The organism is Nocardioides sp. F233 (assembly GCF_057813895.1).
In genome coordinates this window covers 366,168-389,652 of the sequence record NZ_JBVASH010000002.1, presented here as the reverse complement: position 1 = coordinate 389,652, position 23,485 = coordinate 366,168, and the positions used below count along the sequence as shown (strand labels likewise).

The 23,485-nt window shown below is 72.8% G+C and carries 15 protein-coding genes; 9 read left to right on the top strand and 6 right to left on the bottom strand.

Going from position 1 to position 23,485, the window contains the following annotated elements; genetic code table 11:
- Window positions 1–47 precede the first annotated feature (47 nt).
- On the bottom strand, window positions 48–1,373 hold the full coding sequence (locus ACZYRU_RS08250; RefSeq protein ID WP_488956599.1) for an ATP-binding protein: 1,326 nt from the start codon (window positions 1,371–1,373) through the stop codon (window positions 48–50).
- Window positions 1,366–2,055 (bottom strand): response regulator transcription factor, encoded by a 690-nt coding sequence (locus ACZYRU_RS08245; RefSeq protein WP_488956598.1) that lies wholly within the window; start codon window positions 2,053–2,055, stop codon window positions 1,366–1,368. The genes ACZYRU_RS08250 and ACZYRU_RS08245 overlap by 8 nt, the downstream gene beginning before the upstream one ends.
- A gap of 78 nt (window positions 2,056–2,133) precedes the next feature.
- On the opposite strand from ACZYRU_RS08245, the gene ACZYRU_RS08240 reads away from it, so the two are divergent.
- On the top strand, window positions 2,134–2,913 hold the full coding sequence (locus ACZYRU_RS08240; RefSeq protein ID WP_488956597.1) for a hypothetical protein: 780 nt from the start codon (window positions 2,134–2,136) through the stop codon (window positions 2,911–2,913).
- Here the strand turns inward: ACZYRU_RS08240 and ACZYRU_RS08235 are convergent.
- Window positions 2,882–8,383, bottom strand: coding sequence for an ATP-binding protein (locus ACZYRU_RS08235; protein WP_488956596.1), 5,502 nt, complete (start codon window positions 8,381–8,383; stop codon window positions 2,882–2,884). The genes ACZYRU_RS08240 and ACZYRU_RS08235 overlap by 32 nt on opposite strands.
- Window positions 8,384–8,512: 129 nt before the next feature.
- Here ACZYRU_RS08235 and ACZYRU_RS08230 point away from each other — a divergent pair, with 129 nt between their 5' ends.
- The 3 genes from ACZYRU_RS08230 (at window position 8,513) to ACZYRU_RS08220 (ending at window position 10,616) form a co-directional block, all read left to right on the top strand.
- Complete coding sequence (locus ACZYRU_RS08230; protein WP_488956595.1) at window positions 8,513–9,127, top strand: class I SAM-dependent methyltransferase; 615 nt, start codon at window positions 8,513–8,515, stop codon at window positions 9,125–9,127.
- 77 nt (window positions 9,128–9,204) lie between these two features.
- Window positions 9,205–9,807, top strand: coding sequence for a DUF1326 domain-containing protein (locus tag ACZYRU_RS08225; protein WP_488956594.1), 603 nt, complete (start codon window positions 9,205–9,207; stop codon window positions 9,805–9,807).
- 2 nt (window positions 9,808–9,809) lie between these two features.
- The gene (locus tag ACZYRU_RS08220) at window positions 9,810–10,616 is read left to right on the top strand and encodes a DUF2182 domain-containing protein (protein ID WP_488956593.1); all 807 of its coding nucleotides are present in this window, start codon (window positions 9,810–9,812) and stop codon (window positions 10,614–10,616) included.
- Here ACZYRU_RS08220 and ACZYRU_RS08215 read toward each other — a convergent pair.
- Window positions 10,600–13,527, bottom strand: coding sequence for a LuxR C-terminal-related transcriptional regulator (locus tag ACZYRU_RS08215; protein WP_488956592.1), 2,928 nt, complete (start codon window positions 13,525–13,527; stop codon window positions 10,600–10,602). The genes ACZYRU_RS08220 and ACZYRU_RS08215 overlap by 17 nt on opposite strands.
- Window positions 13,528–13,703: 176 nt before the next feature.
- Here ACZYRU_RS08215 and ACZYRU_RS08210 point away from each other — a divergent pair, with 176 nt between their 5' ends.
- Window positions 13,704–16,091 (top strand): Ig-like domain-containing protein, encoded by a 2,388-nt coding sequence (locus ACZYRU_RS08210; protein ID WP_488956591.1) that lies wholly within the window; start codon window positions 13,704–13,706, stop codon window positions 16,089–16,091.
- 39 nt (window positions 16,092–16,130) lie between these two features.
- Window positions 16,131–17,825 carry an aminotransferase class V-fold PLP-dependent enzyme gene (locus ACZYRU_RS08205; RefSeq protein ID WP_488956590.1) on the top strand — a complete coding sequence of 565 codons (1,695 nt, stop codon included), beginning with the start codon at window positions 16,131–16,133 and terminating at the stop codon, window positions 17,823–17,825.
- A gap of 73 nt (window positions 17,826–17,898) precedes the next feature.
- Here the strand turns inward: ACZYRU_RS08205 and ACZYRU_RS08200 are convergent, their stop codons facing one another.
- Window positions 17,899–18,861 carry an AraC family transcriptional regulator gene (locus ACZYRU_RS08200; protein ID WP_488956589.1) on the bottom strand — a complete coding sequence of 321 codons (963 nt, stop codon included), beginning with the start codon at window positions 18,859–18,861 and terminating at the stop codon, window positions 17,899–17,901.
- Between the two features lie 234 nt (window positions 18,862–19,095).
- Here ACZYRU_RS08200 and ACZYRU_RS08195 point away from each other — a divergent pair, with 234 nt between their 5' ends.
- Genes ACZYRU_RS08195 through ACZYRU_RS08185 form a run of 3 tightly spaced genes read left to right on the top strand, consistent with a single transcriptional unit; the run spans window position 19,096 to window position 22,956 of the window.
- Window positions 19,096–19,881 carry an SDR family oxidoreductase gene (locus tag ACZYRU_RS08195; RefSeq protein WP_488956588.1) on the top strand — a complete coding sequence of 262 codons (786 nt, stop codon included), beginning with the start codon at window positions 19,096–19,098 and terminating at the stop codon, window positions 19,879–19,881.
- Window positions 19,882–19,891: 10 nt separating this feature from the next.
- Window positions 19,892–21,364, top strand: a complete 1,473-nt coding sequence (locus ACZYRU_RS08190) for a flavin-containing monooxygenase (RefSeq protein ID WP_488956587.1) — start codon at window positions 19,892–19,894, stop codon at window positions 21,362–21,364.
- On the top strand, window positions 21,361–22,956 hold the full coding sequence (locus ACZYRU_RS08185; protein ID WP_488956586.1) for a phytoene desaturase family protein: 1,596 nt from the start codon (window positions 21,361–21,363) through the stop codon (window positions 22,954–22,956). Before ACZYRU_RS08190 ends, ACZYRU_RS08185 begins: the two co-directional genes overlap by 4 nt.
- Here ACZYRU_RS08185 and ACZYRU_RS08180 read toward each other — a convergent pair.
- Window positions 22,916–23,485 carry a fumarylacetoacetate hydrolase family protein gene (locus tag ACZYRU_RS08180; RefSeq protein WP_488956585.1) on the bottom strand — a complete coding sequence of 190 codons (570 nt, stop codon included), beginning with the start codon at window positions 23,483–23,485 and terminating at the stop codon, window positions 22,916–22,918. The genes ACZYRU_RS08185 and ACZYRU_RS08180 overlap by 41 nt on opposite strands.

Here is a 23,485-nt window from a genome sequence, read left to right as displayed (position 1 = left end):
GTCACGGAGGATGTGACCGAGACCTCGGAGAACTTTGCCGTGGCGAGTCAGGACCCGCGGGGCAGGTCGACCCGGACGACCGTGCGTCCGTCGTTCCTCCCGGTCCCGATCCGGCCACCGTGCGCGCGGACCAGCTCCTCGGCGATGGCAAGGCCGATCCCGGCCGCGTCGTCACCGACGAGGCCCCTGCCGCCGTCGGAGACCGTCAGGGACGCACCGCCGGGACGGTCGGGATCGGCGCTGACGTCGATCCCGACGTCGCCCGCGCCGTGCTTGATCGCGTTGTCGACCAGGTTGGACACCACGCGGTCCAGACCGGCGACGTCGCCGCGGACGACCAGCCCCACCGGAGCGGTGACGACCACGGCACGCCCGCCGGCCGCGGCTCGGAACCGGTCGGCCACCCGGCCGGCGAGCGCGCCCAGGTCGACGTCCTCGACGTGGAGCCGGACCGAGCCACCGTCGCCGGCCGCGCGCTCGAGCAGGTCGTTGCTGAGGTCGGCCAGGCGACGCACCTCCGCGCGTACGGAGACCAGGGCGGCCTGCAGCTCCTCGGCGCTGCGGCCCGGCTCGAGCGCGAGCTCGATCTCGGTGAGGACCAGGGTCAGCGGCGTGCGCAGGTCGTGGCTGGCCTCGGCCACGAACCGCCGCTCCCGCTCGAGCCCGTCCTCGAGACGCACCAGCATGGCGTTGAGCGTCAGGGCGAGCCTGCGCAGCTCGTCGTCGGCCACGGGCACCGGGAGCCGCTCCCCCGCCGTGCGGGCCGAGATGGTGGCTGCCTGCCGCTGCATCCGCTCGACCGGTCGCAGGCCGAGGCCGGCCACGACGTACCCGAGCAGTGCGGCCAGCCCGAGGACCAGGGGGCTGCCGACGAGCAGCTGGGTCCGCAGCGCGGCCAACGCATCGTCGTCGTCCTGCCGCGACGCCCCGACGACGAGGTAGCCGTCGTCGACCCGCCGAACCTGCAGGTCGACGTGCTCGGCCTTGCGCCGCACCGCTCGCCGCGCGGCGGCATCGTCGTCGAGCAGGACGACCTCCCGGTCGACGTACGCCGTGCGTGCGCGGCCCAGCACCGATCCCGGTCGCGCGACCAACGGCACCGGCACCAGCCGGGACGCCGCACGCAGCCTGCCGTCGAGAGCGCTCACCTGGGCGAAGGGGTCCCCCGGGAGCGCTGTCACCGCAGCCACTCGCTGCTCCGGCGACAACGCGGCGATCCGCTCGGCCTCGAGCGCGATGGAGTCGCGCCGCCGGTCCTCGAGGGCATGACCCGTCCGGACGTCGAGGAAGACACCGAGGGCGACCACTGCGGCGGCTGTCGCGGCCGCGTAGGTCGCCGCGAGCCGCAGCCGCAGCGGCCACCGGTCAACCACCGCGATCACCGCGATCGGTGCCCAGTCGGTAGCCCGCGCCACGGACGGTCCGCAGGCTCTCGACCCCGAACGGCCGGTCGATCTTCTCGCGCAGGTAGCGCACGTAGACGTCGACGACGTTCGAGCCGATGTCGCTGGCGGATCCCCAGGCGAGGTCGAGCAGCTGTTCCCTGCTCAGGACCCGCCCGGGGCGGCGCATGAACGCCTCCAGCAGTGCGAGCTCCCGCGCCGTGAGGGCGATCTCCTGCCCGTCCCGCACCACACGGCGCGACGAGGGGTCGAGCCGCAGCGTGCCGACGACGAGCTCGGGTGGCCCGGAGGTCCGGCCGCGACGGCCGAGCGCACGCATCCGCGCGACCAGCTCCTCGAACACGAACGGCTTGCCGAGGTAGTCGTCGGCACCGCTGTCCAGGCCGGCGATCCGGTCGGCGACGACGGTGCGCGCGGTCAGCATCAGCACGGGCGTGAGCACGTGGGCCGCGCGCATCCGGCGGCAGACCTGGAAGCCGTCGAGGTCGGGGAGACCGACGTCCAGCAGGACGACGTCGTACCGGTCGGCCGCCGCCGCGGACAGCGCCTCACGTCCGGTGCCCGCGACGTCGACGACATTGCCGCGCTCGGTCAGGCCCCGGGCGACCAGGGCTGCCAGCTTCGCCTCGTCCTCGACGAGCAGGACCCGCATGACTTCATGCTAGGCACCCCGATGAGGACCCGATGAGAGCCTCATCCTCCCCTCATCCGGGCGACCTAGGTTCGTCCCATGGACACCCACCACCGAGCTGTCGGACCGCTGGCCACGCTGCTGGTGGCCGGCGTCCTCGCCGGATGCGGTACGTCGACCCCCGAGTCCCCGACGTCGCGGCAGTCCGCGCCTCCCGAGGCGATCGACGGCTTCCGGATCCCGGTCCTGCCGCCCCCGGCCTCGTTCGCCGACGCAGTCACCCACCCGTACTTCCCCCTTCCCACGGGCGCCACCTGGACCTACGAGATGACGTCCGACGAGGGCACCGAGCGCGACGTCGTCGAGGTGCTCGCCGACACCCGGACCCTCGCCGGCATCGCCGCGACGACCGTCCACGACAAGGTCTGGCTCGACGGCGTCCTCATCGAGGACACCCTCGACTGGTACGCCCAGGACCGGGCAGGCAACGTCTGGTACCTCGGCGAGGACACGACGGCGTACGAGAAGGGGAAACCCCCGGACAAGGAGGGATCGTGGCTGACCGGGGTCGACGGCGCCCGGCCCGGCATCGTGATGCCGGCAGTGCCGAAGGTCGGTGACCGCTACTACCAGGAGTACCTGGCGGGGCACGCCGAGGACCGCGGCGAGATCCTGGCCCTCGACGAGACGGCCACCGTCCCCGCCGGCTCCTTCGACCACGTCATCCGTACCAGCGACACCACGCCGCTGGAACCGGGGATCGTCGAGCACAAGCGGTACGCCGCCGGGGTCGGCGTCGTGCTCGAGGAGGCCGAGGGCACGACCGAGCAGCTGGTCTCGTTCGAGATCAGGCCCGCCAGCCCTGCTGGATCGCGCTGACCACCTTCGGCCGCAGGTCGCTGGCCGCGATGACCTCGTCGACCGAGCCGACCTCGACCGCACGGTGGATGTCGTGGACACCGTCGAACTCGGCAGCGACCTCGGCGATCTTGTCGGCCCGCAGCTGCGCCCGCAGCTCGGCGAGCTCGACGACGAGGGCGCCGCGCTCACCATCCTCGGCGTGGTCGATCCGCCCCTGCAGCTCGGCGACCTTCGGGTCGGCCGCGGCCCGCTTGGCCACCTCGGCCGCGAACACGACCGCTGCAGCCGGGGCACCGCCGAGGACCGAGGCGTAGGAGCCCTCGATCGCGAGCACGGTCATCGCCGGGTTCAACTGCTTGGAGAAGACCACGAACGCACCGCCGTGGTAGCGCGAGATCACGCAGAAGACGATCGGACCGTCGAAGTTGACGATCGCGCGGCCGATCTCGGCGCCGTACTCCAGCTGGAGGTTGCGCATCGACTCCGGGGATCCGTCGAAGCCCGACAGGTTCGCGAGCACGACGAGCGGCCGGTTGCCGGAGGCGGCGTTGATCGCGCGCGCGACCTTCTTCGACGACCGCGGGAACAGGGTGCCCGCGGTGTAGGTGTCGGGGCCGTCGGTGGGAGGGAAGCCCGCGCGCGGCACCGGCTTGGACTCGATGCCGACCAGGCTGACCGGGTAGCCGCCGATCCGGGTGTCGACGACGACCGCGGTGTCGGCGTCGGCCATGCCGGCCCAGCGCTCGAGCATCTCGTGGTCGGCGTCGGCCAGCGCCCGCATCACGGTGCGGATGTCGAAGGGCTTCTTGCGGTCCGGGTTGTGCGTCGCCGAGAAGATCTCGCCGACGGTCGCGAAGTCCGTGCCGGGGTGCGGGTACGACGTCACGTCGCGGTCGACCGGGTCGCTCGACTCGGCACGCCGCGGCCCGGTCTCGCCGGGAGCGACGTAGGTGTGCTCGTAGTGCGCCATCAGCACGCCGAACGCGCCGGCGAGGTCGGGCACCCAGTACTGCGCCTGGCCGTTGGGGCCCATCACCCGGTCGTAGCCGCCGATGCCGTGGTTGTCCTCGGCCGAGACACCGCCGGAGAAGTCGAGGGACTGCTTGCCGGTGAGCACCATCGCGCTGTCGGGGGTCATCACGAGGATGCCCTTGGTGTGCATCAGCATCGTGGCCTCGGCGTTCCAGTACGGCTGGGCGCCGACGTTGATCCCCGCGACGACGATGTTGATCTCGCCCCCGGCCTGGGTGAACTGCACGATCCGGCGCAGCGCGGCGGCCACCCAGTCCATGTTCTCGGTGCCGCTCTCCATCGAGATCCGGGCGCCGGCGGAGACCGCGAACCACTCGACCGGGACGCCGAGCTGCTCGGCGAGGTCGATGGCCGCGATGATCCGCGAGCACTCGGGCTGCGACACCGCGCCGAGCGACATCAGCGGGTCGCCGCAGAGCACGACGCGGGTGATGCCCTCGGGGTGCAGCGGCGTCGGGGTCGAGACGACGGCGACGATGATGCCGGCCGTGTTCTGGCCGGGCGCGCGGTCGACCGGCACGAGGGCACCGGACGCGTCGAGGTCGTGCTCGACCACGGTGCCGCCGCCGGCGAGCACCGGCTGCAGCTCGTAGGGGTAGACCAGGCCGCGACGGCGGGCGCGCAGCACCTTGCCGGCGTACTCGTCGAGCGGGGCCAGGGGCTCGGTCGGCGGCGCGACGATGTCGGCGACGACACCCGCGCCGGGCTTGGCGTGGAAGCGGATCGCCAGCGGGGTGGGGGCACCGCCGTCGGGGCTCGCGACGCGGCCCTCGGCGAGCACCTCCTCGATCCCGGCGCCCTCGCTGAGCGGGGTGATCTTGCCCTGCAGCGCGGTCAGCTGGTCGAGGTCGGCCTCGACGACCGGCCACACCGTCACCCACACGTGGTTGACGTCGAGCTTGGTGCCCTCGCGGCCTCGCGCCGTACGGACCCGGCGGATCGCCTCGAGGCAGTTCTCGACCGCGCGCTCCGCGTGCGGGAGCCCGATCACCCGCCCCTCGTCATCGCGTACGACGGCCAGCTGGCGCACCTGCGCGGCGGCGACCAGGCGCCGGTCGGCCGGGTTGGTGCGGGCGACGCACTCGTAGAGCAGCACGTCGTCCGGCGCGGCCAGCCGGGTCACGTCGAACTCGGAGAGGCGTCCCAGGTTGAGCCGGCGCCCGACCATCGGGTGCATGCCGCGGATCAGGGTGTCCTCGACGAGGGTGCCGTCGCCGGCATCGTCCGGGCGGAAGGTGAAGTAGTCCACCGGCTGCGGCGCGGTCGGGCAGACCGCCACCGAGACCCGGCGGGCGCGGGCGGCGAAGTCCTGACCGGCGAGCATCTTGGCGACCTCGGCCGAGGCCCGGTCCGGGTCGGCGGGGGCGTCGGGCCAGCGCAGGTAGATCTCGACGACGTCGTCGTGGTCGGCGGTGAGCGCCGAGTCGATCGCGATGCCGAGCGCGCTGGTGGGGTCGGCCAACTCGGTCACGTCGCCGATCGTCGAGACGACCCGGGTGGCGCCCTTGTCGTCGGTGGCGTACTCGGCGTGCACGACCGGGCGGCCGCCGTACTCGCCGGGAGCGGAGACGGTCAGGTCGTGCAGGTGGTACTCGAGGTAGTGGCGCCGGATCAGCACCTCCAGCAGCGGCTCACGCTCGGGCAGGCCCTCGACCATCCGGTCGCGGAGGAAGCCCACGAGCTGCTCGGGGATCGCCGTGAGGGCGGCGATCCGGGCGTCACGGTCGGGCGCAGCAGCGTCGGTGAGCGCGGCGACCTCGGCGGCCACGCCCTCGAGCACGGCCCGGCGCTCGTCGTCGACCAGCGGCTGGTCGAACCAGGCGAAGCGGACCGACCGGGCCAGGTCGCCGACGACGGCGAAGCGGAGCTGCGTGGCGCGCACCAGGCGCTCGAGCAGGGCCCGAGCCTCGGCCTGCTCCTCGGCCGGGGGCGGCGGCGGGGTGCTCAGCCAGCGCTGGAGCACGCCGACGGCGATGTCGACGTCGGAGGGATGCTGCTGGGCCAGGAAGACCCGGAAGACCGCCTGCTCGAGCTGGGGCGTGCGCTCGAGGTCGGTGATGCCGTAGTGCGCGAGGACCCGCAGCAGCTTGTCGCGGAAGTGGTCCGGGAGCGCGCCGCGGTCGGGGTCGAGGCTGCGCAGGTAGGTGTGGAAGTACTCGCGCGAGCTGTGCACCCGCAGCTCGGTGTGGCCCTCGTCGCCCGCCGGCCGGTTGCGGCTGAGCTCGGCGAAGTCGGCGAAGAGCGCGAGCAGGTCCATCTCGGCACGCAGCGCGCCGGGCTGGCGGGTGGCGAGGTGGCCGGCGAGCAGCGCACCGCGCTGGTCCGGCGCGATGTCGTAGCCCAGGAGCTGGCCGGCGAGCGCGCCGAGGCTGTCGGTGGCGACGCTGGCGCGGTGCGAGTTCGGCAGGTCGAGGTCGGCGCTGGGGGTGTCGGCGTCGGCTGCGGCCTCGTCGGCGTCAGCGGTCGGGTCCAGACGCACCAGCGGCGCGCCGGTCTCGACCTGGCCGCCGACGCGCACCAGCAGCTCCTTGATCCGCCCGGAGAAGGGCGCGGGGAGCACGGTCTCCATCTTCATCGACTCGAGCACCAGGACCGGCTGCCCGGCGGTGACCTCGTCGCCGACCGCGACCGGGGTCGCGACGACCAGGGCAGGCGCGGGCGAGCGGACCATGCCGCCCTCGTCGCGGCTGACCCGGTGCATGACGTCGTCGACCTCGACCAGGTGGACCGTCCCGTGGGTGGCGGCCACCAGCCGGTACCGGTGGCCGTCGACGGTGAGGCGGCCGTGGACGTCGTCGATGCGGTCGAGGACCGCGGTGACGGTCCGCTGCTCGCCGCCGCCGGCCACCGTGACGTCGTACTGCGCACGTCCGGTCTGCCGCACCGTGAGGGCGTACGTCGCCCCGCGCAGCTTGAGCTCGATCGTGCGGGACGGGTCGTGCTGGACCTGCGGGCGACCGCCCTGGGCGGACTGGAGGAAGCGGGCGATCTCGGCGCGCTCCTCGTCGTCGTAGGCCTCGATGGCGGCGGCCACGAGCGCGACACCGGAGTGCCGCGCCGACTGCAGGCGACCCTCGCCGCGGACCCGGTCGATCCAGCCGGTGTCGGCCCAGGTGGGCGTGCCGGTCGTGACCTCGGACTGGTCGAGGAGGTCGAGGATGAAGCTCTTGTTGGTGGCACCGCCGTCGATGACGACGGTGGTCTCCCCCATGGCGCGGCGCAGCCGGGCCAGCGCCTGCTCGCGGTCGGTGCCCCAGGCGATGACCTTGGCGATCATCGAGTCGAAGTCGGCGGGAATGACGTCACCCTCGGCGACGCCGGTGTCGACCCGGATGCCGGGGCCGGCGGGCAGCTCGAGGCGGGTGATCCGCCCGGGCGCGGGCGCGAAGTCGCGGTCCGGGTCCTCGGCGTTGAGCCGGGCCTCGACGGCGTGGCCGCGCTCAGCCGGACGCTCGCCGGCCAGCGGTACGCCGCGGGCCACCTCGATCTGGAGCGCGACCAGGTCGGTGCCGGTCACCTCCTCGGTGATCGGGTGCTCGACCTGGAGGCGGGTGTTGACCTCGAGGAACGCGAAGGACCGGGTGCCCGGGTGGTAGAGGAACTCGACGGTGCCGGCGCCGGCGTACCCGACCGCGTTGGCGAGCCGCTCCGCCGAGCCCTTGAGGTCGGCGGTCTGGGCGTCCTCGAGCAGCGGCGAGGCCGACTCCTCGATGACCTTCTGGTTGCGGCGCTGCACGGAGCAGTCGCGCACGCCGATCGCCCACGCGGTCCCCTGGCCGTCGGCGATCACCTGGACCTCGACATGGCGGGCGTCGGTGACCAGCTTCTCGAGGAACACGACGCCGCTGCCGAACGCACGCTCGGCCTCGTCGCGGGTGCGCTGGTAGGCGTCGGTGAGCTCCTCGGCCGAGGTGACCTTGCGGATGCCGCGACCGCCGCCGCCGGCGGTGGCCTTGAGCATCAGCGGGTAGCCGACCTCCTCGGCGCTGGCCAGCGCCGCCTCGAGGCTGTCGACGCCGCCACGGCTCCATGGCGCCACCGGTACGCCGACCTCCTCGGCGATCAGCTTCGAGCCGATCTTGTCGCCGAGCCGGCGCATCGCCTCGGCGCTGGGGCCGATGAAGGTGACACCCAGCCGGGCGCAGAGCTCGGCGAAGGCCGGGTCCTCGGCCACGAAGCCCCAGCCGACCCAGGCCGCGTCGGCGCCGCTCTCGGTCAGCGCCCGCTCGAGGACGGCGAGGTCCAGGTAGGGCCGGTCCGCCGCCGCGCCCAGCAGGTAGGCCTCGTCGGCCTCGCGCACGAACGCCGAGCCGGCGTCGACGTCGGTGTGCAGCGCGATCGTGCGGATCTGCTCGCTCCCGGTCGTGTGCCGGGCGTTGAGGTCCCGCACGGCGTGGATGAGACGCATGGCGGCTTCACCGCGGTTGACGATGGCGATTCGCGAGACCGTTGGCACGATCTCGACCCTTCCATCTCGCGGGGCGCGCGGGACAGCGCGGATCCCACAGGCTTGTCGCCGAATCGTTGTGGGATCCGTCCAGCCCGACGCTGGCGCGGCGACCGGGACGAGGCGCACGCTGGTTCCATGGGCTTCTACGACGACCACGTCGTGCCGCGGATCGTGAACCTCGCCTGCGGCACCAAGGACATGCGACCGCACCGTGACCGCGCCTGCGCGGGGCTGCACGGCGAGGTGGTCGAGATCGGCTTCGGGTCCGGTCTCAACGTGCCGCACTACCCGGACGCGGTCACCCGGGTCACCGCCGTCGAGCCCGCCGACCTGGGCTGGAGGCTGGCGGAGCGACGGGTCGCGGGCTCGCGGGTGCCGATCGACCGTGCGGGCCTGGACGGGCAGGCGCTGCCGTTCGCCGACGACTCCTTCGACACCGCTCTGAGCACCTGGACCATGTGCACGATCCCCGACGTCGCCCGGGCGCTGCGCGAGGTGCGCCGGGTGCTCAGGCCCGGCGGCACCCTGCACTTCGTCGAGCACGGCCTGGCGCCCGACGAGAAGGTCCAGCGCTGGCAGTACCGCCTCGACCCGATCGAGAAGCGGATCGCCGGTGGCTGCACCTTCAGCCGACCCATCGCGAGACTCGTGACCGACGCCGGGTTCACCATGACCGAGCTCGACGAGTTCTACGCCTCCGGCGGGCCGAGGTTCGTGACCGCGTTCTACCTCGGCGTCGCCGCCGCGTGACGCGCTGATCTACCCCATCGGTGTGATGACGGCGCGCGGGCGCAGGACCAGACTCGACTCGGGAGAAGGAGCCTGCCATGTCCTGGAACCTCACCGGAAGCTACGTCGAGACCTGCTCGTGCGAGCTGATGTGCCCGTGCAACCTGTCGTTCGACCACGGCGCCACCTACGACTACTGCCGGGTGACGCTGGCGTTCGACATCCGTGCAGGTGACATCGACGGCACCGACATCGCCGGGCGCCGGGTCGTGATCATCGCGGACGCCCCGAAGGTGATGACCGAGGGGAACTGGCGCCTCGGTGTGTACGTCGACGACGGCTCCGACGACGAGCAGCTCGACAAGCTCACGCAGCTGTTCGGTGGCCAGCTGGGCGGGCCGATGGCGGCCCTCGCTCCCCTGGTCGGCGAGATCATCGGCGTGGAACGCGCGAGCATCGAGGTCGGCGACGACGGCCTGCGGCACAGCGTCCGGGTCGGTGACACCATCGACTTCGAGATCGAGGACATCGTCCCGTTCGGCATCGAGACCGGCGAGCCCGTGCGGTTCAACGGCATGTTCCACCCGATCGGTCCCGACCTGACCATGGCCGAGGCGAAGCGCTCCCGGATCAACGCGTTCGGGATCTCCTACGAGGGTCGCACCGGGCTGTCGAAGTCCGAGTTCTCCTGGGCAGCCTGAGCATGACCTCCCCCGGCACTCGACCGGGTGGCGCCACACTCGCTCCGGCGTACGCCGCCGCCCGGGCCCGGCTCGGCCTGGTCGCCGCCCTCGTCGCCGTCGCCGTCGTGGGCTGGGTCTGGACCGCGCGCACGATGCGCGGCATGGACGCCGGGCCGTGGACCGAGCTCGGCAGCGTGGGCTGGTTCCTCGGCGTGTGGGTGGTGATGATGGCGGCGATGATGCTGCCCTCGGTGGCCCCCACCATCGCGCTCTACACCAAGGTCAGCCGCGCCTCCTCGCCCCTGTCACCGTGGCTGTTCGCCGGCGGCTACCTGGTCACCTGGGCCGGCGCCGGGCTCGCGGCGTACGCCGTCGGGAGCGCCGCCTCCGCCCTGCTCGGCGACCGCCTGTCCTGGGACCGGGCCGGCCACGGCCTGGCCGCCGCCACGCTGGTCGCCGCTGCGGCGTACGAGCTCACCCCGCTGAAGAACGTCTGCCTCGCCAAGTGCCGCAGCCCCCTCGGCGCCTTCCTCGGCTCCTGGCGCGGCGGCCGCGCGGGTGCGCTGCGGATGGGCATGACCAACGGCGCCTGGTGCGTCGGCTGCTGCTGGGCGCTGATGGCCGCCCTGTTCGCGCTCGGGGTGATGAGCGTGTCCTGGATGGCGCTGGTCGCCGCGATCATCGCCGCCGAGAAGACCCTCCCCTGGCGTCACCTCCCGCTCGCCACGGCGGTGCTTCTGCTGGTGCTCGGCGCCGTCGTGCTGATCGCACCCGACGCGCTGCCCGGGCTGACGGTCCCGGGTGACCTGGCTATGCCGATGGGCTGAGGCCCGCGGCGACGAGGTCGCGCAGCTCCCGGCGACTCGTGAGGGCCAGCTTGGACAGCACGTTGCGGATGTGGAACGCGACCGTGGGCTGGGAGATCCCGAGGCGTCCTGCGATCTCCCGGTTGGTGTGCCCGACCGCGGCCAGCTCGGCGATCTCGCGTTCGCGGGCACTCAGCGTCGACAGTGCCGTGGGACCGGCCGACGTCACGTCGGCGGCCGGCGCCGACTGCTGGAGGAGCAGGCGGGCGGCCTCGGCGAGTGGCGCCCTGCCCAGGTCCGAGAGGTCGGTGGCAGCGCGGCGCAGCAACCGGCGCGCTGCCGATCGACTGCCGCCTGTCTCCAGGAGGAGCCGGCCCGCGTCGTACGCCGCCTGCGCCGCGGCATGTCCGGGTGGGCCGGTCGCGGCACGTCGGTAGCCGCGCAGCGCCTGGTTGGTGAGGCCGTAGGCCTCCGCCACCCGGCCCTCCAGCCAGTCCATCGATGCGTAGACGGGGTGGAAGCCGATGCCGGCGAGCCCGCGCAGCTCAGCGAGCTCGGCATCGGCCTGCTCTGCCCGTCCCAGCGCACACAGGGCCGCCACACGGTAGGACCGGATCGACTGGCTGGCCAGCCGCAGCCCGGCCAGTCGCTCGGGTGCCAGGAGGTCCACGACCAGGGTGGGATCCCCCGCGGCGAGCGCGTGCTCGACGCGGTGCAGCAGGTCGAGCTCGGCCCCGAAGGTGTCGTAGTCGGTGACCGTCACCTCGGCCATGATGGCCAGCTCACGGCGGTAGGCGTCTTCATCGCCGCGGGCCGCGGCCAGCACCGCACGCAGCTGGTAGTAGAGCGGCCGCGCCGACACGTCGGTGTCGTCGAGGATCGTGGCCTGCGTGTCGTCGACGATCGCCTGGGCGTCGTCGACGCGACCGAGCACCCAGCGGGTGTAGGCCGCCATCACCTGACCGTGCCCGATCGACCAGCCCACGACCCCGGACGCCTGCAGCCGCAGGACCCGCGCGAAGTCGGCATCGGCCTGCTCGACCTGGCCCATCCCCACCAGGACGGACCCGCGGCAGACCAGCGCGTCCGCGAGGGCGGGAGTGTCGGCCGAGTCGGTGATCGCCCCGTCCAGGACCACGTAGTCGGCGAGGAGGCGGTCGATCTGCTCAGTCATGGCCGCGCCGATCACCGAGAGCGCCCGGGACCGAAGGGCCACCTCGCCCGCGCTGGGCAGGACGGCGAGCCGGTGGTCCCGCGGCGGCTCGTCGTCCGGTCCGATCGCGGCCGCCAGTGCGAGCGTCTGGTCGACGAGGTCCAGCAGCGGCGCCGGGTCGCCGGTGGTCAGCTGCACCATCACCGCCAGCATCGCCGTGTGCAGGGCGATCAGGACTGCGTCCGGGTGGTCCTCGGGTGTCGGCGGGTGCGCGCGAAGATCGGCCACGAATCCCTGCGCCCAGGCGACGTCCCCCGTGATCTGGCGAGTCTGCAGCAGGGCGAGGTCACGCACCGGCCCCGCAGGCATCGCCTCCAGCCGCGGGACCAGGTCGATCACCAGCGGCGACACGACCAGTCCGGCTGCCAGCAGACAGACCTCCGCGACGAGGTCGTCCGCCAGTGCCGCGTCACCGCCGGCGTCGGCGACCGCCAGTGCGGAGCGCAGGTAGGAGACGGCCTGGGTCCCCTGGTGCGCGGCGACGGCGTCCCCGACAGCGCGCCGGACCTCGGCCATGAGGGCGTCGTCCAACCCGGTCGCGGCCACCGCTGCCGCCTGCAACCGGCAGCTGAGCGCGCGGTGGGGATCGGCGACGTGGCCCGCCGCGGCCACCAGGATCTCGACCTGCCTGGCTTCCGGGAGCTGGGCCACGACGTCCGAGGCGAACAGGTCGTGGAAGGGTGCCACGACCGCGTCCTGACCGGCCTCGGACGCGACCAGGAGGCCGGCGTGCACGGCATCCCGTACGGCGTGGGCAGCGACGACGTCGGGCGGGAGCAGCGCCGCGACCACCTTCTCCAGCTCCGTGACCCGGATCGGGTCTCGCAGGGTGGCGGCCACCTCGACCGCCGCCATGGTGGCCGCAGGCTGGTCGGCGGCCAGCCCACCGAAGGGGTTCTCCGGCAGGAAGCCGAAGCTCACGTCCTCGTCCCAGTGCGACCGGCTCGTCTCGTCGGCGCCCGAGTGCGTACGACGAAGCGCGCTCGCCAGCTGGTCGACCAGGACGGGCAACCCGCCGGACAGCTCACGGAGCCGGTCGGCGAGACGCAGGGAGACCTCGATCCCGTGCACCTGCGACAGGTAGGCCCGCAGGGAGGCGCCCGCCAGCTCCGGCATGCGCAGTCGTCGTACCTCCTGCCACCCGGCCGGATCGCCACCGGTGATCCGGTCGGCGAGGTCGTCGGTGACACCGGGGTGTCCGGCCAGGACCACGACGATCCCGGCGTGCGCGAGCCGTCCGAGGACGAACCGCAGCGTCCTGGTCGACTCCTCGTCGACCCACTGCGCGTTGTCGATCACGATGACCTGGCGCCGCCGCGGACCGGCCTCCTGGCACAGCGCCGCCACCAGGGCGCGCGCGACCCGCAGCAGGGAGAGCTCCTCCCCCGGACGAGCGATGTCGCGTACGCCGACGGCGTGGCCGAGCTTGTCGGCCAGCGCGTAGGGCATCGCCTGCTCGAACGCGTCGGCGGAGACGACGTACGTGCGGGCCCTGGTCACCGCGGCGACGAGCTGGCGGAGCCAGACGCTCTTGCCCGCCCCGGACAGGCCGGTGACGGTGATCAGCACCGACTGGTGCTCGACGTCGGCCAGGGCCTGCCGTGCGCTCTCCCACGCCGCACGCGGGTGGTCGGCCGCCGCGAGCGCAGGCAGCACCCGTGGCGGCACGTCGCGGCCGGCCACGGTGAGACTGCGGCCCAGCACGGTCTGACGGGTCATGACGGTCCCCTCCAGACCCTTGCTCCCGATCCGTCCCCCGGCGTCGAACCTATCCGAAATGGACGGTTTTCTCGGCGATTCCCGCAGGTCCGTCGCGACCTGCCTAGCGTCCGACGGGACGACGTGTCTCGGAGGGACCGGGAGGGGAACGCGTCGACGTGGGAGGAAGTGCGTCCATGAGGGGGACGGGACAGAGGACCTGGCGCCAGCAGGTCGCCATCAGCGGTGTCGTGAGCCTGTTGGGCTCCGCAATGGCGGTGGCGACGCTCGCCGAGCCCGCGCAGGCGGCCAACATCCAGCAGTCGTGGACCGATGACGGGATCTACGAGTTCGTGGTGCCCAGCGGCGTGACCAGCGTGACGGCGACCGTCGTCGGCGCGGGAGGCGGCCGCGGCGGCAACGGCGACGGCGGGGCGGGCGGGCCGGGCGGTCCCGGCGCGTCGGGGACGTTCACGATCGCGGTCGCCGAGGGCGATGTCATCACCGCCGCCGTCGGGGCCGTCGGCCAGCGCGGAGGCGACTCCGACAAGGACGACTCGGGCGCCGGCGGCTGGGGAGCCAACAGCCGGGACGGGGCCCGGGGTGGCACCGGCGCGACGGTCGTCAACCAGGACGTCGCCCGTGCGGGCGGCGGTGGTGGCGGCGCTTCCACACTCTTCGTCAACGGGGCCGAGGTCGTGGTCGCGGGAGGCGGGGGTGGCGGAGGCGGCGGTGCCGCTGCCGGCCTGACAGGCCATGAGGGCGGCGGAGCCGGAGGCGTGGGGGCAGGGAACGGCCAGAGCGTGCCGTCCCCCGGTGGCGGCGGCGGCAGTGCCGGCACCAGCGGCAACGGCTGGGGCGGCGGCGGCGGGGACGCCGACTCGGGCTCCGGGTCCGGCGGCGGCGGTGGCGGCGGTGGGGGCTACCGCGGCGGCAGCGGCGGCAACGGCGGCTCCTCCGGGATCGGCGGTGGCGGCGGAGGCGGTGGCGGGAGCAGCTGGGTCGTCGGCAGCGCCTCCGTCAGCCAGGTCGGCAGCTGGATCCCGCAGGCAGGGACCGCCGACGGGACCATTCGGATCCTGGCCAAGCAGCTGTTCCCGACCGTGACGACCGTGACCGCGCCGGCGGCCGTCGTCACCGGCCAGTCCTTCAGCCTGCCGGTGAGCGTGGCGGCCACGGGCGGTGGCCAGACCCCGACCGGGAGCGTGACGGTGGACGCGATCGGCAACGGCTCCTCGACTCCCCTCGGCTCGGTCACCCTGTCCGGTGGGAGCGCCACCCTGCTGGTCCCCTCCGGACTGCCGGCCGGCAGCTACACACTCGCGGCGAGCTACGTCCCCGACGGGACCAGCGACTCCTCCCCGTCGAGCCAGCAGCCCCCACTGACCATCGCGAAGGGCAGCACCTCGGTGGGCCTCGACGTACCGGACGATCCCGCGACGGTGGGGAGCCCCGTCACCTTCACCGCCCACGTGAAGCGGGTCGCGCCGAGCGTCGGCACACCGACTGGCACGGTCACCTTCCTCGCTGACGGGACACCGCTGGGCAACCCGGTGGCGATCGATGCGACCGGGACGGCGTCGTACACGACCCACACTCTCTCCGCGCAGATGCACCAGGTCACCGCGACCTACGGCGGGGACGACCAGTTCGACACCTCGACGAGCGCGGCGAAGTCGATGGCCGTCAACCGCGGCGACGTCACCATCACCCTGTCCTCGCCGTACAACCCGGTGATCTCGGGCGAGGACGTGGTCGTCGACGCCACGGTCGCCCAGACCTCGGCCACCGCCCCCGTGCCGGCGGGCACCCTGCGGCTGTACGACGGAACGACCGCCACCCCGCTCACCGAGCCGACCGCGCTCGACCACCAGGGCACGGCACGCTTCACCGTGCCGGGGCTGAAGGTCGGCAACCACCGGCTGTTCGCGATGTACTCCGGTGACGGCAGCTCGTACGACGAGGCCTCACCCTTCCTCACCCAGCAGGTGCTCCAGCGGACCGGCACCGTCTCGGTGAAGATCTTCACCGGCTCGCTGATCGTCGTCCGGAAGAAGTCCGTGCTGATGAAGGCCCGGGTGGTGTCGGGCCAGGGCGACCTCCCGCTCCCGAGCGGCAGCGTCACCTACTACGACGGCGGGAAGGTCCTGGGCCCGCCGTCGCCGGTGTCGAGCACCCGCTGGGGTGGCACGGTCCTCAGGAACCTCCGGCCCGGCCTGCACCGCATCTCGGCCCGCTACACCCCGGACGCCGGGGCGCCCTACTCGTCGACCACGAGCAACGTCGTGACCCTGTCCGTCCGTCGTACCCCGCCCCCTGCCGTGCTCGAGACACGCGTGCGTGCCCTCGGCCAGAACCGCTACGTGGTGCGGGTCTCCGCCGAGCGGCGCGCGACGGGCGGGGCGATCGGCGGACTGATCGACGCCCGGGTCGGTGACGACGCCGTCGTCACCCGCGTGCCGGTACGCCGTGGACGGGCGCGTCTCGTCGTGACCGCGACAGCGACGGACCCAGGGTTCCTGCTGCTCACCCTTCGCGGTCGCCACGGAGGTCTGCGCGCACAGCAGGTGATCCTGCTCCGCTGACGATGACGAACGCCATGAGCCCCGCCTAGGCTGGTCGACATGGGTGGGACCTTCCCGACCGAGACGCCGCTGCTGCGCCGCATCCGCGATGCGGTGATCGGCGAGGACCAGGTCGCGCCGGGGCCCTACGGCCCGCGCCGGGTGACGTACGCCGACTACACGGCCTCCGGACGGGCGCTGGAGTTCATCGAGTCGTTCATCCACGACGAGGTGCTGCCGCGCTACGCCAACACCCACACCGAGTCCAGCGGGACCGGCCTGCAGACCACCCGGCTGCGCGAGGACGCCCGGAGCATCATCCGCGACGAGGTCGGCGGCGACGAGGAAACCGTGGTCATCTTCTGCGGCTCCGGGGCGACCGGCGCGATCAACAAGCTGATCGGCATCATCGGCCTGCGCGTTCCGTCCGAGCTCGACGACCGCTACCACCTCACCGACGCGATCCCACCCGACCAGCGGCCCGTGGTCTTCATCGGGCCGTTCGAGCACCACTCCAACGAGCTGCCGTGGCGTGAGTCCATCGCCGACGTCGTCGTGATCCCGCAGGACCTCGACGGTCACATCGACCAGGCACAGCTGGCCGAGGAGCTGCGCCGCTACGCCGACCGGCCGCTGCGGATCGGGTCGTTCTCCGCGGCCAGCAACGTCACCGGCATCCTGAGCGACACCGACGGCATCTCGGCGCTCCTGCACGAGCACGGCGCGCTGTCGTTCTGGGACTTCGCGGCCGCCGCCCCGTACACCGACATCGAGATGTACGGCGGCACTGATCCGCTGGCGTACAAGGACGCCATCTTCCTGAGCCCGCACAAGTTCATCGGCGGCCCCGGGACGCCCGGCGTTCTCGTCGTGCGACGCGAGCTGCTGCGCAACCGGGTGCCCGACGTACCCGGCGGCGGGACGGTCGCGTACGTCAATCCGACCGAGCACCGCTACGTCGACGACCCGGCCCACCGCGAGGAGGGCGGCACACCGGCGATCATCGGCTCGATCCGCGCCGGCCTGGTGTTCCAGCTCAAGCGCGCGGTCGGCATCGGCGTGATCCGGGACCACGAGGAGGCGTACGTGCGACGAGCGCTGACGGCGTGGCAGCAGGAGCCGACGATCGAGATCCTGGGCAACCTCGACGCGGAACGGTTGTCCATCATCTCGTTCGTCGTCCGCGCGCCCAGCGGCCACTACCTGCACCACAACTACGTGGTGGCGCTGCTCAACGACCTCTTCGGCATCCAGTCCCGAGGCGGCTGCTCCTGCGCCGGACCGTACGGCCACCAGCTGCTCCACATCGACATCGACCGCTCCCACGAGTACGAGCGCGCGATCGAGCAGGGCTGCGAGGGCATCAAGCCGGGCTGGGTCCGGCTCAACCTCAACTACTTCATCTCCGACGTCGTGGTCGACTACCTGGTCGAAGCCGTCCGCCTGGTCGCCCAGGACGGGTGGCGGCTGCTGCCCGACTACCGGTTCGATCCCACGACCGGGTTGTGGCGGCACCGCGACGGTCCGGTCGAGCCCCCGCTGCGCCTGCGTCAGATCAGCTACGACGCCGACGGCGTGATGCGCTACCCGCGCCACGACGACCGGGCGCCCCAGGAGGCACTGGCCGGCTACCTCCAGGAGGCCAGGGCCAGGCTCGCCGATGCCCGCGGCTGCCTCGACGCCCCCACGGGCCTCGTGACGGCCGACTTCGAGCACCTGCGGTGGTTCGAGCTCCCGGCTCGCTGCCTGACCTGAGGCCACCTCAGGCGACACGGGCGGTCCTCGACGTGCGCACCGTCGGCCCGGAGCGCGAAGGCGGACTGGCCGGTCAGCGCTTCAGCGTCTGGGACGGGAGCTCCTGGTACGCCGCGCGGTAGGCCTGGGCGAACCTCCCGAGGTGGAAGAAGCCCCACTGCGCCGCGACATCGGTGACTGAGACCGTCGCCGGGTCCGCGGCGAGGAGGTCGGCACGGGCACGGGCGATCCGCGCGCTCCGCAGCCGCTCGAGCGGAGTCATGCCGAGCTCGCGCTGGAATGCCTCCTGGAGGGTGCGGGCGGAGACGCCCGCGTGCCGCGCCAGCTCGGCCAGACGCCAGGCACGCTCGGGCTCGGCCTCGATGAGGTCGACCACCGCGCGGACTGCACGAGGGCATGAGGTCTGGGGCGGAGCCACGGGCCGGCGGTTGTTGGGCTGGGCGGAGAGCAGCCCGGCGATGAGAGTCTGCTCGAAATGGGTCGAGGCGAGGGGGGAACGGAAGAGGGCTCCGCCGGCCTCGATGTCGTCGAGGGCGAGGTGGACCAGGCGCAGCCAGGCGCGGGTGGCCGGGGTCTCCAGGTCCATCGCGGGGTTGAAGACGACGGGTGCGGGCTCATCGCCTTCAGCGCCGAGCTCCTCGACGGCGCGGCGCCTGAGGTAGACGAGCAGCTGCTCGCACCCGTCGCTCCACACCATGTCGACGGCCTCGGTCGGTGACCCGACCGACGCCCGGCTCCGGGACGAGGCCACGACCTGGTCCCCCACGCGCACTCGGGCCGTGCCCTGGAGCGGGATCTGGACGAGGAAGAAGTCGTTGAACGTGCCCGGGGTGATCCGGACCTCGTCGCCGTAGCGCAGGTAGTTGAGGCTGACGTCGGCGCCGATCGCGGCCGAGCTGTGCAGCATGTCGAGGCGGCCGTCGCGGCGGGTCAGCTCGAGCCGGTGTGCGCAGAAGCGCTCGCCGACCTCCCGGCGCGCCTGGTCGACGTCCGCCGTCTGGATCTGGCGATGCTCGGCGAGCAGTGTCCTCGTCACCACGGCTCCTGTCGTTCGTGCTGGACCCATTGGCGCACCATCGGGGATCCATGTCAATGCCCGCACGATCGTCACGGACACGCCACACGTTCCGACGAGGCGACATCCCCGATCCGTCGCGGTTCGCGGACGTCGGCCGCGCTTTCCGGATAGTGCGCGCTCTCCTGCGTGTCTACGGTCCCGGCAACGCGATGTGACCTGCATCGCACAGCTCTGAGGCGGAGGTATCCCACCATGACCGATCTGACCGGTCGCACCGCGATCGTCACCGGCGGCGCAACGCTGCTGGCCCACGGGGTCGTGAGCGCACTCGCTCGGGCCGGGGCACGAGTCGTCGTCGCCGACATCGACGAGGAGGGCGGCCGGGCCGCCGAGAAGCTGGGCGACGAGGTCGTCTTCGTGCGTACCGACGTCACCGACGACGCCTCGGTGGCCGACCTGGTTGCCGGCGCGGTCGAGCGCTTCGGCGGTCTCGACATCGTGGTGAACCTCGCGGCGACGTACCTCGACGAGGGCTTCGCGACCGCGCGCGGCGACTGGCTGAAGGCGCTCGACGTCAACGTCGTCTCGATGGTCGAGGTCGTCCGCGCGGCCCACCCGCACCTGAGGGCCAGCGAGCACGCGTCCGTCGTCAACTTCACCTCGATCTCCAGCAAGGTCGCGCAGACCGGACGCTGGGTCTACCCCGCCTCGAAGGCGGCGATCGTCTCGGTGACCCGCTCGATGGCGATGGATCTCGCCCCCGACGGCATCCGGGTGAACTCGGTCAGCCCCGGCTGGACCTGGTCGAAGATCATGGACGACCTCTCCGGCGGGAACCGCGAGAAGACCGACGCCGTGGCCGCGCCCTTCCACCTGACCGGCCGCGTCGGCGACGGCGCCGAGGTCGGCGCGGTCGTCGCCTTCCTCGTCTCCGACGCCGCCTCCGTCGTCACCGGCGCCGACTGGGCCGCCGACGGCGGCTACTCCGCCCTCGGCCCCGAGCGGGCCGTTCCCGCCATCCCGCAGCTCTCCGAGTGAGGACACCGTCATGAAGATCGCCATCGTCGGAGCCGGGTTCGCCGGCATCTCGTCCGCCAAGGTCCTCCGCCAGCTCGGTCACGACGTGACCGTCCTCGAGAAGACCCCCGACATCGGCGGCGTGTGGAGCCGCACCCGCCGCTACCCCGGCCTGAAGACCCAGAACAACAAGGGCACGTACTGCCTGTCCGACAAGAAGATGCCGCGCGACTACCCCGAGTGGCCCAGCGGGGAGCAGGTGGCGACCTACCTCTCGTCGTACGCCGACGAGTTCGGCGTGACGCCGTCCGTCCGGCTCAACACCGAGGTGGAGCACGCAGCGCCCACCCCGGGCGGCGGCTGGGACGTCACCACCGCCCACGGCACCGAGCACTACGACCACCTCGTGCTGGCGAGCGGGATCTTCTCGCGCCCGTTCGTGCCGCCGGTCGACGGCATCGAGGACTTCGAGCAGGCGGGCGGGCAGTACCTCCCGTCGAGCGAGTTCCACAGCATGGACCAGGTCCGTGGCAAGCACACGGTGGTCCTCGGGTACGGCAAGTCCGCCTGCGACATCACCGTGGAGATCGCCAAGGAGGCGGCCGCCACGTCGGTCGTCGCCCGCGAGCTGCTCTGGAAGATGCCGCGGAAGGTCAGCGGCGTCGTCAACTACAAGTACCTGATGCTCACCCGCCTCGGCGAGGGCCTGTTCCGCTACCGCTCCGTCAACGGCGCGGAGCGGCTGCTCCACGCCAGGGACTCGCTGATGGCCAACAACATGCTCGGCACGGTCGAGAGCGTGACGACCAAGCAGCTCAAGCTCGACAAGCTCGGCCTCATTCCCCAGGGCACCTTCGCCGACATCGCGAAGTCGACGGTCTCCCTTGCCACCGAAGGCTTCTTCGAGGGCGTCTCCACCGGAGCGATCCGGGTCCACCGCGACACCGTGATCACGCGGTTCCTCGAGAAGGACGGCAAGCCCCACGCCGAGCTCGCCAACGGCCAGGTGCTCCGCGCCGACGTGGTGATCGCCGCCACCGGCTGGACCCAGGACATCCCGTTCCTGCCGCGGGAGGTGCTCGACCAGCTGCTCGACGACAACGGCGACTTCCTGCTCTACCGGCAGATCCACCCGATCAACGTCCCCGACCTGAGCTTCGCGGGCTACAACTCGTCGTTCTTCTCGCCGCTGTCGGCCGAGGTGTCGGCGGTCTGGATCGGCTCCTACCTCGGCGGGCACCACGAGCTGCCCTCCCGCGAGGAGATGCTGGAGCGGACACGGGCCCGGCTCGCGTGGATGCGCGAGCGCACCGGAGGGATGCACGCACGCGGCACCAACATCATCCCGTTCTCGATGCACAACGTGGACGAGGTGCTGGCCGACGTCGGCCTCGACGTGCCGCGGCGCACCAAGGCGAAGCAGTGGCTGATGCCGGTGAAGCCCGCGGACTACCGCCGGATCACCCCGAAGCTCGCCCGCCGACTGGGTGTCGGCAAGCGATGAAGGACGTGTACGACGTCGTCGTGATCGGATCCGGGATCAACGGGCTGGTCGCTGCGGCCGAGCTCGCCGGTGCCGGCCGGACGGTGGCACTCGTCGAGGAGCGGGACCGCCTCGGCGGCTTCATCGCCTCCGACGAGCTCACCGCGCCGGGCTTCGTCCACGACACCTTCAGCTCGTGGCACCCGCTCTTCCAGGCCGGCGGCGCGTACGCCGACCTCGGAACCGACCTGCACCGGCTCGGGCTGACCTACCGCAATGCCGACGGGCCCGTCACCGCGTCGGTCTCCGAGCGCGGCACGGTGGTGGCCCACCGCGATCCCGGTCAGACAGCCACCGGCTTCGCGCACACGACCGACCGGGCGTCGTATGCCGCGATGCTGGGCGACCTGGGCCGCTGGGCCCCGCACGTGTTCGGCACGCTCGGCTCCGAGCTGCGCACCCGCGACCTGGCCCGGCTCGGGCTCGGCGCGGTGCGCGGCCTCGGCCGCGACGGGTTGACCGAGCTGGCGCGGGTCGCGACGCAGAGCGGTCGCGGCCTGACCCGGGAGCGCTTCGTCGGCACGGAGGTCGACCAGCTCTGGGCGCCGTGGCTGCTCCACGCGGGCCTCGCACCCGACCAGGCGACCGGTGGCCTGATGCTGCCGGTGATGGCCTTCACCATGCACGAGATCGGGCTGCCGGTGGTCGAGGGCGGCGCCGGCAACTTCGTCGCCGCCTTCGCCGCACTGCTCGAGGAGCGCGGCGTCGACGTGTTCCTCGGGACGGCCGCGAAGACCATCCCCGTCCGGTCCGGACGCGCAGTCGGTGTCGACACCGGCGCCGGCCACCTGCGGGCACAGGCCGTGCTCGCGTCGACCTCGACCGGCCGCCTCCACGACGGCCTCCTGCCGGCCGCAGCCGTCGGCGACCCCGGGCGACGGGCCGTCGCCCGCCACCGGCCCGGTCGGGCGGCGATGCAGGTCCATCTCGCCCTCGATGCACCGCTCCGCTGGACGGACAGCCGCCTCGACGAGGTCCCGCTGATCCACGTCAGCAACGGCTCGGACAGCACCGCGATCGCCTGCGCGCAGGCCGAGGCGGGCCTCCTGCCTGCGGAGCCGACCGTCGTGGTCGGCCAGCAGTGCGTGCTCGACCCGAGTCGTGCGCCGGACGGCCGCGCCACGCTGTGGATCCAGCTGCAGGAGCTCCCGTGGCGTCCCGTCGGCGATGCCGCGGGCCGGCTCGACACCAGCAGCGGATGGACGCCCGCCCTCGCCGACGCGTACGCCGACCGCGTGCTCGCCCGCATCGAGCAGTTCGCTCCCGGGCTGGCCGGCAGCGTGATCGGGCGTCACGTGATCGACCCGACGGACCTGGCCGCGGCCAACGCCAACGCCGTGAACGGCGACCCCTACGGGGGCGCGGCCGAGCTCGACCAGTCGCTGCTCTGGCGTCCGGGCACGGGGACGGGGCACCGGACCGGCGTACCGAACGTCTTCCACATCGGGGCGTTCACCCACCCGGGACCGGGTCTGGGCGGCGGCTCGGGCCACCTCGTCGCCCAGCAGCTGATCAGCCGGCGGCGGGCACCAGGACGAGGTCGCCGGAGCTGAGCGACCACTGCCGCGAGGCCTCGCTGACGATGTCGGCGAGGCCTCGTTCGGCGTGGTGCAGTGCGTCGAGGTCGCCGGTCTCGTCGCGGCTGACGACCCAGGGGCCGAGGGCGAGACGGTGTCCGGAGAGCACGGCCTCGGTGGCGCCGAGCAGGTGCTCGACGGCTCGCTCGCGAGCGACCTCCCGGGTGGGGCTGCCGATGACCACGGCAAGCATCTTCCTGCCCCCCGGGAGGTCGGTGCCGGCGTCGTGGACGTCCGGCCGTTCGAGCTGCGTGACCTGCACGCCGTCGTCGACGAGCACCCGGCCGGGGGCCGGGAGCGGCGCGAGGAGGGTCACGTCCTCGAGCCGGTGCTGCGGCGCCAGCCCGCACGCTGACATGGCGAGGTCCAGCACGGTCTCGCTGCGCAGTGCCTCCGACGCGTCGGCGTACGGCAGCGAGGGGTCGTCGCTCAGGTCGACGATGCCGTCGCCCTCGACGAGCCCCCAGCCCGTGCCGCCGGCGTGGCGGAAGGTCGTGATCCTCAT

Bases quoted from the DNA above. Each gene is read 5' to 3' on its own strand.
- ACZYRU_RS08245 (WP_488956598.1), bottom strand. From the start codon at position 2,055: ATGCGGGTCCTGCTCGTCGAGGACGAGGCGAAGCTGGCAGCCCTGGTC.
- ACZYRU_RS08240 (WP_488956597.1), top strand. From the start codon at position 2,134: ATGGACACCCACCACCGAGCTGTCGGACCGCTGGCCACGCTGCTGGTG.
- ACZYRU_RS08230 (WP_488956595.1), top strand. From the start codon at position 8,513: ATGGGCTTCTACGACGACCACGTCGTGCCGCGGATCGTGAACCTCGCC.
- ACZYRU_RS08225 (WP_488956594.1), top strand. From the start codon at position 9,205: ATGTCCTGGAACCTCACCGGAAGCTACGTCGAGACCTGCTCGTGCGAG.
- ACZYRU_RS08220 (WP_488956593.1), top strand. From the start codon at position 9,810: ATGACCTCCCCCGGCACTCGACCGGGTGGCGCCACACTCGCTCCGGCG.
- ACZYRU_RS08215 (WP_488956592.1), bottom strand. From the start codon at position 13,527: ATGACCCGTCAGACCGTGCTGGGCCGCAGTCTCACCGTGGCCGGCCGC.
- ACZYRU_RS08210 (WP_488956591.1), top strand. From the start codon at position 13,704: ATGAGGGGGACGGGACAGAGGACCTGGCGCCAGCAGGTCGCCATCAGC.
- ACZYRU_RS08205 (WP_488956590.1), top strand. From the start codon at position 16,131: ATGGGTGGGACCTTCCCGACCGAGACGCCGCTGCTGCGCCGCATCCGC.
- ACZYRU_RS08195 (WP_488956588.1), top strand. From the start codon at position 19,096: ATGACCGATCTGACCGGTCGCACCGCGATCGTCACCGGCGGCGCAACG.
- ACZYRU_RS08190 (WP_488956587.1), top strand. From the start codon at position 19,892: ATGAAGATCGCCATCGTCGGAGCCGGGTTCGCCGGCATCTCGTCCGCC.
- ACZYRU_RS08185 (WP_488956586.1), top strand. From the start codon at position 21,361: ATGAAGGACGTGTACGACGTCGTCGTGATCGGATCCGGGATCAACGGG.
- ACZYRU_RS08180 (WP_488956585.1), bottom strand. From the start codon at position 23,485: ATGAGGATCACGACCTTCCGCCACGCCGGCGGCACGGGCTGGGGGCTC.